We start from the raw sequence: 11,568 nt of genomic DNA, 5'->3' as shown, positions 1-11,568 counted from the left end.
TGATCTGCCCCTTGTCCTGGCCGACGGCTTCCGCGAGCCGCGCCACGCTCATCGGCGGCCGCCGGCCAAGCGAGGCGACCAGGCCGAACTCGACCGATGACAATCCGGCGAGACGCTTGTAGCGCAGGATGGCGCCGCGCTTGAGCAAATTGGCCAGCACCATCAGCCGCGACGACAGCATGACGGTGATCGGCGCCAGCGACTGACTTTCGTCCGCATCGGACGATGTGCGCCCGTCCCTGCCTGATGTCTGGCTCATGGTCCACCTCTGCCAAGAAAGCCGCGGCGTGCCAAGTCTTGGTAGCGCGACCTCCCCAGCCTGATCCGAATGCGATTAAGAGGCATTTGGAAATCGTTGACATTGTCATCGATCTAATCTTCACTTGGTACAAGGCATCAAAAAAGCCCGGCCGGTACGGCCGATTGCGGGAGGACCAGCATGACCATCACGCAGCGGGATCGCGATCTCGGAACGGCCTATGCGATGAAGCCGGCGCACACCCGCACCGAGCTCACCTCGGTCATGCGCGGCACGCCGATGGGCGAACTGCTCCGCCGCTACTGGCATCCGGTCGGGCTCATCAGAGACGCAACCGACACTCCGAAGAAGGTCCGCGCGCTCGGCGAGGATCTGGTGCTGTTCCGCGACAAGCACGGCCGCGCCGGCCTGCTGCACGCCCGCTGCTGCCACCGCGGCACCACGCTCTATTATGGCAAGGTCGAGGAGGACGGCATCCGCTGCTGTTATCACGGCTGGAAGTTCGACACGGAGGGCCATTGCCTGGAGCAGCCCTGCGAGCCCGATGGCGGCCAGTTCAAGGACAAGGTGCGCCAGCCCTGGTATCCGGTCGAGGAGCGCTACGGGCTCATCTTCGCCTATCTGGGCCCCGCCGAGAAACGCCCGGTGCTGCCGGCCTATGAGTGCCTGGAGACCATGGACGACGGCGAGTTCGTCGACGCCGACGATTCCTCGATCGGCGGCGGTGGTCCCGCGATCATCCCCTGCAACTGGCTCCAGCATTTCGAGAACGTGGTCGATCCCTACCACGTGCCGGTGCTGCACGGCTCGTTCTCGGGTCCGCAATTCACCAACATGATGGCATCGATGCCGGAGGTGACGTTCGACAAGACGCCGCGCGGGATCGCCGTGCGCTCGATCCGCAAGCAGGATGACGGCAAGGTGTTTTACCGCGTCACCGAGGCGGCGCTCCCCACCTTGCGCGTTGTGCCAAACCCGCGCGTGGCGCAATTCGCCCGCGTCGAGTCGATCGGCTGGACGCTGCCGATCGACGACACCTCGTTCCGCATCTACGTCGCCGGCCGCGTCAAGAACGCCGGCGACATCGGTCGCATGCGCTCGAAATTCAACGGCAAATTCTGGTGGGACATGACCGAGGAAGAACATCAGCGATTTCCGGGCGATTACGAAGCCCAGGTCGGCCAGGGACCGCAGACCATCCATTCCGAGGAGCATTTCGGCCAGAGCGACCGCGGCATCCTCATGATCCGACGCATGCTGAGCGACCAGCTCGAGGCGATGGAAGCAGGCCGCAATCCGATCGGAATCTCGTTCGATGCAAGCGCGCCTCCCGTCGAATTCGAAGCGGGGAATTACATCCGCGAAGGCTGACCTGCCAGCCCCAATCAGGGCTGGACCGACAACGATAACAAAGACTAATTGGGGGAAGCGATGGTCGATGTGACGTCACAAATGTCGGTGCAAACGGCCGCGACGGCAAAGCCCTCGGCGCGGCGCTATTACGTGCTAGGCCTGCTCACGATCATCTACGCGCTGAACTTCCTCGACCGCACGATCTTCAACGTGCTGATCGAGCCGATCAAGAAGGAGTTTCAGCTCAGCGATACCATGATGGGCCTGCTCGCGGGCTTCGGATTCGCGCTGTTCTACTCCCTGCTCGGCATCCCCATCGCGCGCGTCGCCGACCGGCTCAACCGGCGCAACATCGTCGCCGCCGCCTTCGCGTTCTGGAGCGCGATGACGGCGTTGTGCGGCGCCGCTTCGAGCGTCACCTCGTTGGCGCTGGCGAGGATCGGCGTCGGCATCGGCGAATCCGCAGGCTCGCCCGCCTCGCAATCGATCGTGGCCGACCTCTTCGCCAAGAACGAGCGTCCGCGCGCGCTCGGCATCTACGCCGTCGGCACCTATCTCGGCGTATTCCTCGGCTATTTCGTGGGCGGGTACGTCAACCAGCACTATGGCTGGCGGATGGCGTTCTACGTTGCGGGCCTGCCCGGCATCCTGCTTGCTATTGTCCTGTGGCTGACGATCTCCGAGCCGAAGCGCGGCGCCATGCAGGAGAATTTCGTGCCCGAGCCGCTCGGGCCGACGCTGCGCTTCCTGGCCTCGCAGCGAAGCTTCATCATCGTGCTGATCGGCTTCTGTCTCACCACTTACACGAACTATGCGACCGCGGCGTGGATCCCGCCGTTCCTGGCGCGTGTGCACCATCTGTCGAGCGCGGAGATCGGCACCTATGCCGGCACCTTCAAGGGTCTCGCCGGCATGGCCGGCACCCTGCTCGGCGGCTTCGTGGTGGCGCAGATCAGCCGCTGCGACGACCGCTGGAAGCTGTGGGCGCCCGCCATCACCTCGGGCCTTGCCGGCCCGGTGTTCGCGCTGTGCATGCTGACGCAGGACTTTGCGCTGATGGTGGCCACGCTGGCGCTGACCTCGTTCCTGGTCGGCTTCCATCTCGGACCGATCTTCGCGATCGCGCAGACGGTCGCCAAGCCGAGCATGCGGGCGCTGGCCTCCGCCCTGATCGCGCTCACTGCCACCTGCTTCGGCCAGGGCCTCGGCCCGCTCGCCGTGGGCGTGGTCAACGATGCCCTGAAGGGCGCTTACGGCGCCGACGCGGTGCGCTATTCCCTGCTCTCGGCGGCGGTCACGACCACGCTGGGGGCACTCCTGTTCGTCTGGGCGGCGCGCTCGATCCGGGACGATATCGGCCGGGCGGCCGCCTGACGCCGGTACAGGCCGCAAGCCCAGCGAAACCAACCGAGCGCATTAATGAAACCATTTTGCGGAACCCGCGAAACCATCCGGAAACAGACGGTCTTTACAAGACGAGCCATAGACGGCGGCAAAGCCCGTCGGGAGGCTCAGATGAACCACTCTATCCACTCTGCTGATCGTGCGACCCACCTGAAGATCGTGGTGGTGGCGCTGGTGGCCGGAATTGCAGTGGCCGGCTTCGGGATCGCAGCCCGCACCAATGCCGATTACAGCCAGACCGCCCAGTCCGCCCATGTGATCAAGGCCGGGAAGCCGGTGGTGGTGACGAGCGCAGGGACGTCGGAGATCCGCTGACACCGCCCCGCTCGGGGCTGACAGACGCCGCCGCCTGGCGGCCTTTTTCGTTTTCCAGAGCAATGCTTAGCCGGGATGTGCCGACGAAGCGCAACATCCTTGACTTCACCCAGCCCCGCCTTTAAGTCCCCCTCGTTCCGCGCGCTGTCAGCGAACCACGCGGGAGTAGCTCAGTTGGTTAGAGCGCCGGCCTGTCACGCCGGAGGTCGCGGGTTCGAGCCCCGTCTCTCGCGCCATTATTTCAATGGCTTAGCGGCAATAGCCCCCATCCAGTTTCAACTTTTTCCGCCTCCTAGTTTCAACTTTCTGAGCTTGTTCTGTTCAGAACCAAGCAAGCGCCGGCCTATTTTGCGCGCCTCATCCGCAGCCCGCACCGCCGCGATGTTTACCGGCATGTACGTTTTCTGCAGCTTCCGGTTTTGGTCAATGCTGTTGGCCATCTTGGCGGCAATAGCCTCAACCGGCGCTCCTCCGGCGTTCGCCTCGACCGCACCTGTCCTGCGCATGTCCATGAGTCGGCGCATCTCGCCCTTGCCGAAAACGGCCCGGCGCAGGTCCGCGAAATCGTCGATCAGCGAGTCCTTGGTGTATGGAACCGGGAGACGAGGACGACCGCCCTTGCCAGTCGGCTTGAAGCCCTTGGTCCGGAAGATCGGCGCGTCGTCGTGCAGCTCATAGTCCAGATCGGCAACGTAGGCCTCGACAAGCCGCTGTGAGCGGGCTGTGAGCGTACCTATGGCTGGCTCGCCGGTCTTGGCCCGATCGCTGGTAAACGCCATGTCGGCGCCGCTGGTAACGGCCTGAGCGGGTGTCAGAGTGCGGGCGTCCACTGGGGCAAAGCCGGTATCCCACGCAATGGCGATGATACAGGCCAGCCCTCGATAGCCGGCGCGCCATCCTTCCTTGATCAGGCGAACAACCTCGCCCTCTTGCCACGTCTCGGTACGGCCGGGCACGCCAGCCTTTCGGATGATCTGTGAGGGGTCGGCCTCGGGCGTACAGAGCTTCATGCCGGCCAGCACGTTGTATAGCGCCCTCCAGATCTTTAGCGCGCGTCCGGCCTCGCCATTGCCCTTCGTGGCCTTGAGCCATCCGTACCAGCGGTCCAGCATCTCGAAAGTGACAGTCTTTGGATCGACGTCGCCAAAAACAGGATCGATATATTTCCAGCCACGGTCCCAATCTTCGCGGGTCCGAGGCGGCTTCGACTTCCATTCGTTGCTGCGGCGGAAGCGCTCAAAGCCGTCGCCCACACTATCCGGTGGATAGAAATGGGCTGGTGGCTTCTCCAGCCCCTTACGGGCGCGCTGATAACGCTCCTCCCATTCCTTGGCGATAGCCCAAGCATGCGGGCCGTCGTGCCCGCAGGACACGATCTGAAACCCCATGACGCGCATCTTCGCGGTGGGAAGCCAGTAGCCGTGCTTCCCTTTGCGCAGTACGTAGTGCTTGAGCTTAATGTTTCCCAAGGCTCGCCAGCCGCTTCTCGAATACGTCGCGTGCATCAACAGCCAAACCAGCCGTTGCACCAAGACCGGCGCGTCGATCCAGCCAAGCATCGATGGCCTGCAGATCATAGTGGCCCGTCACCGGGCATGCGGCCGGGAAGCCGATGCGCTGCAGAGCGGATAGTTTGGCTCGGAAGTCCGATTCATTCAGGTGCAGCCGCCGCGCCGCCTTCTGTGCGGGCACGAGGCGGGGAGCGACGGGGAAGCGGATAGAATCTTCTTTGAAATTATCGTTCGCGTGCTGCAAATGAAGACACCCAAATTGACTTGTCTATGTACCGTACATTTTGTACGATGTCAAGGACGACCGCACTTTTTTGGATAGTAGAAATGCGCGATTTCTCCCTCTTGGCAGCCCAGATTAGGGCAGCTCGGGCCTTGCTTGGCTGGTCACAAGGCTATCTAGCCGAAGGCATCAACGTACGCCGCGCCACCATTGCGGACCTTGAGAACTGCAAGCACGAGCCGCACGAGGGAACGCTTACGGTCCTCATGAGTGAGCTGACCGGCGCTGGCATCGTCTTCACCGATACCGGCGTGCAGTTTCGGAAGTGGCCGCCGCGGCCGTACGTGCCGACTGGCGTTAAGCAGAAGCGGTAAGCCGCCCCGGTGATACCGGGACAGCATGAAGTACAAACAACGTCTTCTAGGCAGATGCCAGCGATCGATCTGACGGCTACTGATGAAAACTCTTACGCGAACATCTGCATCCGCAAAAACAAGTCCCGCTTGAAGTTGTCCGCGAAGTCTGGACCGGCATCCTCCTCCAAAAGAATCGTCAAACCGGCCAGCTTGCTTGCGCTCGTGTCGAATTCAGCTCGGGCAATCATCGCCTCGATGGCGTTCATCTTTTCGAACTGAGGCAGATCAACCTCTTCGTCATCGTGTTCTCTGCTGTTGAATTCGTCCCAGAGCCGCTTCCGCTCAGCGGCCAATGTGATGACGTTAATCTCTTGCGTTTTCGGCATGTGCTCCCCACAAACGATTTCCGTTGACCATAAACGTAAAGCGCGAATCTTGGCTGATGTCAAACGAAAAGCGTTTATGGTAGACGATATCCAATAATTAGGAGACGCTGATGACACCCGCACAATCCAGAGCCGCCCGGGGGCTGATCGATTGGTCTCAATCGCAACTAGGCGAGCGCTCCAATCTCAGCGAGAGCACAGTCCGCGATTTTGAGAAGGGTCGCAGAATACCTGGGCCGAACAACCTCGCCGGCATGCAGAAGGCCCTCGAAACTGCAGGCGTAATCTTTATCGACGAGAACGGCGAAGGCCCCGGCGTGCGCTTGAAGAAATTGAAGCGTTAGTCTTCAAGTAGCCCGGCAGTCACCATTCGGTCGAATGCATTTGGCGTCACGCTGATGTAGTCAGCGGCCCGCAAGCGCGAAAGCCCCCGCGGCCAGTGAGGATTGGGACTCTCTTTCATGCCGCCTGCGCCGATCACGCGTTTCTTGCTGCCAACTTTGCCGCAAGCCACTCGTCAATTTCAGTCTCTACCCATCCGATTCTATTTTCGCCTAGAGCAACCCGACGCGGAAACTGCTTTTGATCCTCCAGCCGCCGCAGGTGTCGCCGGCTAAACGTGATTCCGCGAGCCGAACCCAATTCGGCGTAGCTCAAAAGCCTTGCCGGTTTTTTCAAGCGTCGCATTCTCCGAACTCCGGTTCGCGGCAATTTGTGCCTCTCCTTAGTGCCGAAGTCCGCAAAGATTGGGGCACCGAAGGAACAGCCTCAAGAGCGATGACGTAGCCAAATTCGCTAAAATGAATGGGTTGGCGCCGAAATCTGTGGCCGTCTTGGGTACGCCTGCTTGCCTTCAGCCTGTGGTTGCGAAACAATCTGGCAGGCTGGGTGGGATTCTGAACTGACTACAGGCCGCTTGTCACCCTTGCGAGATTTACATGAAAACACCGCCCCTTGACCCGCATGTCGCGACCTCTGCACCCACAGACCCCGCGGTCACGTCCTATGACGAAGAGCATCTGGTGATGTACTGGCGCCTTCTCGACGCCGCTGCAGATGGCGCCGACTGGAAGGAAGTGGCTCGAATCGTGCTGCATATTGATCCGGACCACGAACCCATGCGGGCGCGTGCTGCTTTCGAGAGCCATTTGAGCCGCGCAAGATGGCTGGCAGATCACGGCTACCGTCATTGGTTGCGCGGCGGCGCGTAGCAGGCGCTCACCGCGCAGGGCACTAGACAATTGACAGACCGCTATGGTCTCCCATCGTTGTAAGAGGCGAAGTCACCTTGGCAGGTACATAACCATTTACCTCAGCAACAACGTTCCGAAGACTCTCGACAGCAGCCCCTGTCTGCCGCGCTTGCTGTGTGTCCGCAATGAGCAGCGCGGGCAACCACCTGTCCGAGCAATCGAACGTGTCGACGGGCTGGCCCGTGTTCGGGTGCGTGCCGGCTACGTGAATCCATTTCGGGCAGTTGTGCTTTGACACGCCGTCGAAGCAAGAAGTTTTGAAAGCCGTGTATGGGCACTTGATCTTCTTATCAGGCAACATTGTTTTTAGCCTCCAATTCCCACGCGTCCACCAAATGTTGGAAGGGCGAGAGGTCGTCAATTGTGGTGTTCATTCGAATCCTTTTAGCCCCGAGTCCGTTCCAATATTCAATTTCGCCGTGATCGCCGTACCACTGCACGACGTTGATGTCTTCGTACGACGAACAGTCGACGGACTCAGACATCCCTTCAACGCTAACCCGGTTCTCGCCCGGAAAAATAACAACCCTCATTTTCAGTCCTTCGAGCAAATGATTAAGTCTACGAACTGCACGTCAATATTGTACGCGTGCGCGTGTGTGCCGTCGCTGCCAGCTGAACCGGTGTTTGCACCAACGCTGTTAGTTAGTGCCGGAAACGAGTTGTTACTCTGAATGACGTTAGCAGCCGCGCCGACAAGATAACTGTGTGAGTGCGACGGCATCGTAGCTTGCGTAATGGTCGTGTTCCCGACCACCCGCGCGCTGTTCAAAGCCGCTGAGAATGCATTAGAGCCCCCAGACCCGGCCGCTCCGGACACCACACGCAGCGCCTTGTCGTTGTGCGAGACCTGCTTCGTCCAATAGACCGGCGCACTGGTTTGCTGAAACAGCATCAATGTTCCAGAAGGGAACGTGTTGTTCTGGACATTTGCCTTCACCGCTGGCTGTGCGATGAAAATATCTTTGGTGCCAGCAGCGAAGCTCACCAACGCATTGGCGTTCGAAGAACGAAGCACCGTGGTCCGCTGCAACGTGTTTCCAGTTACCCACGTGCCGACTCCAACCTCCCAAGCACCACCCGGAAGAACGCACGCATACCAAGTAGTATCGCCGTTCACCATGACAGAGCTAAACGACCTGTAGCCGGTGACGGCGCCGGCAAGTGTGAATGCGCCTGTTCCGGTCGTCGCGGTGGCTTCCCTTACGCGATCCTCTAATACAAAAGACAATAGAAATTCCTTCAAAAAAAATGTGAGATGACGCGGGACTAATCGCTCCGCGTCATCAAGGATACCTAAGCGGCCCTTTTGTCTGATCCCGGCACGCGCCGTTGGTTGCTAACTTGCCGAGTCGTGTCTTCCAGCTTTTTCATTCGATCAGACAGGCCGTTAATCGCATCAACAATTGCGACTGTCTGTCCGTTGAAGCCTTGAGCCAACACACGAACAACTTCAGTGTTATCCTGTCCCGGCGCACGCCCGGTGCGGTTGATGTGCTGAAGTGCGCCCATCGTTGCCGGGTTCACAGATTGCGACTTGGTCACAAACTCACCACCGGCAAGCTTGGCCGTTACACTGTCACGGCCATAAACACCGTTGGTGACAACGCCTCCGCTTGCGTAACCAAGCGCATTGGCAAAGTCGCCAGCGCCGCTAGTGTCACCGGTCGCCCATTGCGCCATTCGCTCACGCATCGCCGTCCCTTGCGGGTCGGGGTCCGCGTTACCAGAGGTAATGATTCCGGTATCAGTCGGTGCCTTGTAGAGCGCGCTATTCATCAGCCCGTTGACTGTGTCGATTACGGTTTTGTAGATGTCCCCGTACCCGGTCGACGAAGCGTAGAACGCCTTAGCCAACTGCAACAGCGTTTGAGCGTCGCTAGTGACCTTCGAGATAGCGTCTTGATCGCCAGTGGCCGCCTTAGCAGCATTCACTGTTGAACATGCTCTGTGCATACTTCAATTGATCTTCAGGCGACAAAGTCGACAAGCTGCCCGTCTTCACCGAATCCAAAAAGTCTTGGTACGATTTGAGAACGGCTTGATTGGCCTTGTCCACGATCGACTGCCTTTCGACAGCAAGCTTTCTTTCAAGCTCAACGATCGCGTAGCCACCCGCCTTCATTTCGTCGGCGCGCTGCTTGTTCGCTTGCAAATCGAACGCTTGAATTTGACCTGCCGTCGTATTGGTATTAATGCCGGCCAACTGAGCCTGAAGCGTAAAGTCAGCTTGTCGCTGTGCTTGCGCATCTCTGTTAGCTTGGATTTGGTCTTGGCGCTTCTTCTCTTCTTCTTTTCGTTTCTTCTCTTCTTCGTCATCGCCGCCGAAGAGTTGGGTGAGTAGGCCCACGCCCGCTTCGATGTAGCCGACAGGGCTAGTCGGGTCTTTGATAATGTTGTTGATGCCCGCCGACGTGATGCTTTTGCCTAAGTCTTGTACGGAACTCTTAAGAACGTCCATTGCATTTTTGCCGCTCATAATTCCGCTAACGAAATTATTTGCGAATGCACCGGCTGCGCTTTTGATGTCGCCAACAACACCCTTCATTGCGTCTTGCCAACGTATCGTCGCAGCCTCTGCCGAATTCAACGCTGCCGGGATGTCGTCGCCGTAGATGCTCTTAAGCTGGTTAGCAATTTTCACGTCTTCTTCAGAAGCAAACATGAGTTGCTTACCGCGGCTGATGTCTGAAGCCACTTGGGCCCTTGCCAACGCATCGGCAGCCGACGAAGCCGCGTCTTTCAGTTTGGCGAATTTGGCAATTTGATCTTCCGTTTCCTTTCCGCCATTTGCCTCCACGGCAGCCTTTTCCGCAGCCTCCGCTCTGTACCGCGCCAACTCTGCAGCACCCATGCTAACGGCTTTGGTGTCGGCGTTTTGCTGCAATACGTGCTTATTAAGTGTGTTGATCGCCCTGTCTACCGCATCGTTATATTGATTGGCGGCCTCAGTGGCCTGCTTCAATTCACGAGAGGCGTCAGGGCGCAGCTTGTCCGAGATCGCGGTCGTTTGATTTCGTGCAGCCGCAACGGTATTCGGATTCGACAGACCGGAAGCAAAACCGGCCGGGTAGTTCGGCTTACTAGGTGCGTCAGGTCCGTTCAGGTGATCCGCAACGGCGCCACCAAGCTGGCCCGCGATCTTGAATGGCGCCGGGACTAGTGCATTTACAGAAGCACTCCAGGCAGCCTTGAGCCAGCCGGGGATTTCTATACTCGCGATTTTGTTGGCGAACTTTTCCAGTCCGCTAAGAGCCGCCGCAATATCTTCGACGATCGTAACCCACGCGCGATGCAACGCCATTCCGCCAGCTGTGATAGTTTCCTGAAATGGAATCCATCGCTCCGACAGAATTTTTACCGCGTCGTCGTAACGGTTCTTAAGCGCGGTTGCGTCGTCGATGTCTTTTTGATTAACAAGCTTCGTCGTCGCGATCTTGTCGGCAGCCTCTTGCATCTGCAAGAAGTAGTCGCTGTTCTGTCTGAAGGCTTCCAACTGATCTGGCGAAGCAAACGTTGCGGCAATATCGAGAGCCGCAAGCTTCTTACCTTCGTCCGTCATCTGCTTCAGCAAATCGAGAACGGCACGATATTTCTGCTCTGTACCGATTGCGTCGCTGAACTTATCGACGCCGCTGTTCTTGTCGAGATTGCCGGCATCAATATGCGAGTCAATCTTCTTTTGAAGCTCGCTGCCGCCTAACTTGTCATTGCTTACGCTGTTGAACTTTTTGAGTAGGTCCGTAGCATCTGAAATCTTCCCGCCTGCATCTTGAAAGCTTTGGCCAAGTCGCTGCATGTACTCTGGCGTAACGCCAACGGACAGAGCGTCTTTTGAAATCGTGCTGTACTGTTCCAGCTTCTCGCCGGCAGACGACCAAGCGAATTCGATCAGCTTGATTGCGTCAAGCACGAGCATGATAGGACCGGCCACACGCAACATCGCAGCGGTGAATGAAAGCAACCGGCCGGTGAGACCAAGCACGGCGCTACCAGCAAGGCCAGTAAATCCAGTGAACCCGGCCATGGCTGATCCTGCCGCAGTTACGGCCCCGGCTACCGGAGCAAACCCCGGCCCGAGTCGCGCAATAGCAGCGGCCCCGGTGACAGTCGCCGCGCCTAGTGCGTTAATGCCTGTGGTGGTAGCTGCAGCCGCGGCGCCGATCGCGGTGACTCCCGTAGCGACACCCGCGTTCACGAGCCCGCGGAACGCCGGGGACAGCACGTAGGCAGCTTCTGCGGCTTGCTTCAAATGGTTCGCGACACTCGCGGCTTCGATGCCGGTCTTATTGAAGCCTTCCTTGACGTTGTCGTTGGCGGCTCCAACCTCGCCGTACTTCTCTTTTAGGAGAGCTAGGTTTTGGTTATATTTTTCCTGTGTGATGACGCCTTGAGCCAGAGCATCGTTAAGGGTGCGAGTGCCCTTTTCGATTTCAGCCTGGCTCTTGGCGACTGGGTCAAGAGAATTGCTCAGCTTGATCCAAGCCGCGTCGGCGGACAACGCCCGC

Annotated in this window: 13 protein-coding genes, 1 tRNA gene and 1 pseudogene; 7 read left to right on the top strand and 8 right to left on the bottom strand. The window is 59.0% G+C overall.

The annotated features are described in order from the left end of the window. Positions 1-259, bottom strand: a pseudogene (locus IVB32_RS10635) (MarR family transcriptional regulator); the annotation flags it as partial. Positions 260-439: 180 nt separating this feature from the next. Between IVB32_RS10635 and IVB32_RS10630 the strand changes: the two are divergent. The 4 genes from IVB32_RS10630 (at position 440) to IVB32_RS10615 (ending at position 3,567) form a co-directional block, all read left to right on the top strand. Beyond that, the gene (locus tag IVB32_RS10630; protein WP_247369885.1) at positions 440-1,630 is read left to right on the top strand and encodes an aromatic ring-hydroxylating dioxygenase subunit alpha; all 1,191 of its coding nucleotides are present in this window, start codon (positions 440-442) and stop codon (positions 1,628-1,630) included. Positions 1,631-1,690: 60 nt separating this feature from the next. Then, a complete protein-coding gene (locus IVB32_RS10625) occupies positions 1,691-2,986 on the top strand; it encodes an MFS transporter (protein WP_346659038.1) in 1,296 nt (431 codons plus the stop codon). A 141-nt stretch (positions 2,987-3,127) separates the two neighbouring features. Continuing rightward, entirely contained in the window at positions 3,128-3,331 is a 204-nt protein-coding gene (locus IVB32_RS10620) for a hypothetical protein (RefSeq protein WP_085384802.1), read from the top strand. Positions 3,332-3,490: 159 nt separating this feature from the next. Further along, a tRNA-Asp gene (locus IVB32_RS10615) sits at positions 3,491-3,567 on the top strand. Positions 3,568-3,606: 39 nt separating this feature from the next. On the opposite strand, the gene IVB32_RS10610 is transcribed toward IVB32_RS10615, so the two are convergent. Both IVB32_RS10610 and IVB32_RS10605 read right to left on the bottom strand, forming a co-directional pair. Then, complete coding sequence (locus IVB32_RS10610) at positions 3,607-4,800, bottom strand: hypothetical protein (protein ID WP_247410341.1); 1,194 nt, start codon at positions 4,798-4,800, stop codon at positions 3,607-3,609. Beyond that, a complete protein-coding gene (locus IVB32_RS10605; RefSeq protein WP_247410339.1) occupies positions 4,787-5,086 on the bottom strand; it encodes a hypothetical protein in 300 nt (99 codons plus the stop codon). Before IVB32_RS10605 ends, IVB32_RS10610 begins: the two co-directional genes overlap by 14 nt. An 83-nt stretch (positions 5,087-5,169) precedes the next feature. Here IVB32_RS10605 and IVB32_RS10600 point away from each other — a divergent pair, with 83 nt between their 5' ends. After that, complete coding sequence (locus tag IVB32_RS10600) at positions 5,170-5,439, top strand: helix-turn-helix transcriptional regulator (protein ID WP_247410336.1); 270 nt, start codon at positions 5,170-5,172, stop codon at positions 5,437-5,439. A 92-nt stretch (positions 5,440-5,531) separates the two neighbouring features. On the opposite strand, the gene IVB32_RS10595 is transcribed toward IVB32_RS10600, so the two are convergent. Beyond that, complete coding sequence (locus tag IVB32_RS10595) at positions 5,532-5,807, bottom strand: hypothetical protein (protein WP_247410334.1); 276 nt, start codon at positions 5,805-5,807, stop codon at positions 5,532-5,534. A gap of 110 nt (positions 5,808-5,917) precedes the next feature. Here IVB32_RS10595 and IVB32_RS10590 point away from each other — a divergent pair, with 110 nt between their 5' ends. Together IVB32_RS10590 and IVB32_RS10585 are read left to right on the top strand one after the other, a co-directional pair. Further along, the gene (locus tag IVB32_RS10590; protein ID WP_247410332.1) at positions 5,918-6,151 is read left to right on the top strand and encodes a helix-turn-helix transcriptional regulator; all 234 of its coding nucleotides are present in this window, start codon (positions 5,918-5,920) and stop codon (positions 6,149-6,151) included. Positions 6,152-6,745: 594 nt separating this feature from the next. Continuing rightward, positions 6,746-7,018: a DUF2285 domain-containing protein gene (locus IVB32_RS10585; RefSeq protein ID WP_247410330.1), complete on the top strand. Its 273-nt coding sequence runs from the start codon at positions 6,746-6,748 to the stop codon at positions 7,016-7,018. 332 nt (positions 7,019-7,350) lie between these two features. Here IVB32_RS10585 and IVB32_RS10580 read toward each other — a convergent pair whose 3' ends face one another. The 4 genes from IVB32_RS10580 to IVB32_RS10565 form a co-directional block, all read right to left on the bottom strand. After that, entirely contained in the window at positions 7,351-7,593 is a 243-nt protein-coding gene (locus IVB32_RS10580) for a hypothetical protein (RefSeq protein WP_247410328.1), read from the bottom strand. A gap of 2 nt (positions 7,594-7,595) precedes the next feature. Beyond that, positions 7,596-8,291 carry a hypothetical protein gene (locus tag IVB32_RS10575; protein ID WP_247410326.1) on the bottom strand — a complete coding sequence of 232 codons (696 nt, stop codon included), beginning with the start codon at positions 8,289-8,291 and terminating at the stop codon, positions 7,596-7,598. A gap of 65 nt (positions 8,292-8,356) precedes the next feature. Then, on the bottom strand, positions 8,357-8,995 hold the full coding sequence (locus tag IVB32_RS10570; RefSeq protein WP_247410324.1) for a hypothetical protein: 639 nt from the start codon (positions 8,993-8,995) through the stop codon (positions 8,357-8,359). Then, positions 8,982-11,568: hypothetical protein (locus tag IVB32_RS10565; RefSeq protein ID WP_247410321.1), on the bottom strand; the 2,587-nt coding region annotated here is incomplete at its 5' end. The genes IVB32_RS10570 and IVB32_RS10565, both read right to left, overlap by 14 nt.

Origin of the sequence: Bradyrhizobium sp. 23, assembly GCF_023073295.1 — a bacterium.
GTDB classification, from domain to species: Bacteria; Pseudomonadota; Alphaproteobacteria; order Rhizobiales; family Xanthobacteraceae; genus Bradyrhizobium; species Bradyrhizobium canariense_D.
Note: the sequence above shows the minus strand (reverse complement) of the source record. Positions and strands in the feature narration are given on the sequence as shown.

Coding starts and splice junctions, on each gene's coding strand:
- IVB32_RS10620 (WP_085384802.1), top strand. CDS start 3,128: ATGAACCACTCTATCCACTCTGCTGATCGTGCGACCCACCTGAAGATC.
- IVB32_RS10600 (WP_247410336.1), top strand. CDS start 5,170: ATGCGCGATTTCTCCCTCTTGGCAGCCCAGATTAGGGCAGCTCGGGCC.
- IVB32_RS10590 (WP_247410332.1), top strand. CDS start 5,918: ATGACACCCGCACAATCCAGAGCCGCCCGGGGGCTGATCGATTGGTCT.
- IVB32_RS10585 (WP_247410330.1), top strand. CDS start 6,746: ATGAAAACACCGCCCCTTGACCCGCATGTCGCGACCTCTGCACCCACA.
- IVB32_RS10580 (WP_247410328.1), bottom strand. CDS start 7,593: ATGAGGGTTGTTATTTTTCCGGGCGAGAACCGGGTTAGCGTTGAAGGG.
- IVB32_RS10625 (WP_346659038.1), top strand. CDS start 1,691: ATGGTCGATGTGACGTCACAAATGTCGGTGCAAACGGCCGCGACGGCA.
- IVB32_RS10595 (WP_247410334.1), bottom strand. CDS start 5,807: ATGCCGAAAACGCAAGAGATTAACGTCATCACATTGGCCGCTGAGCGG.
- IVB32_RS10630 (WP_247369885.1), top strand. CDS start 440: ATGACCATCACGCAGCGGGATCGCGATCTCGGAACGGCCTATGCGATG.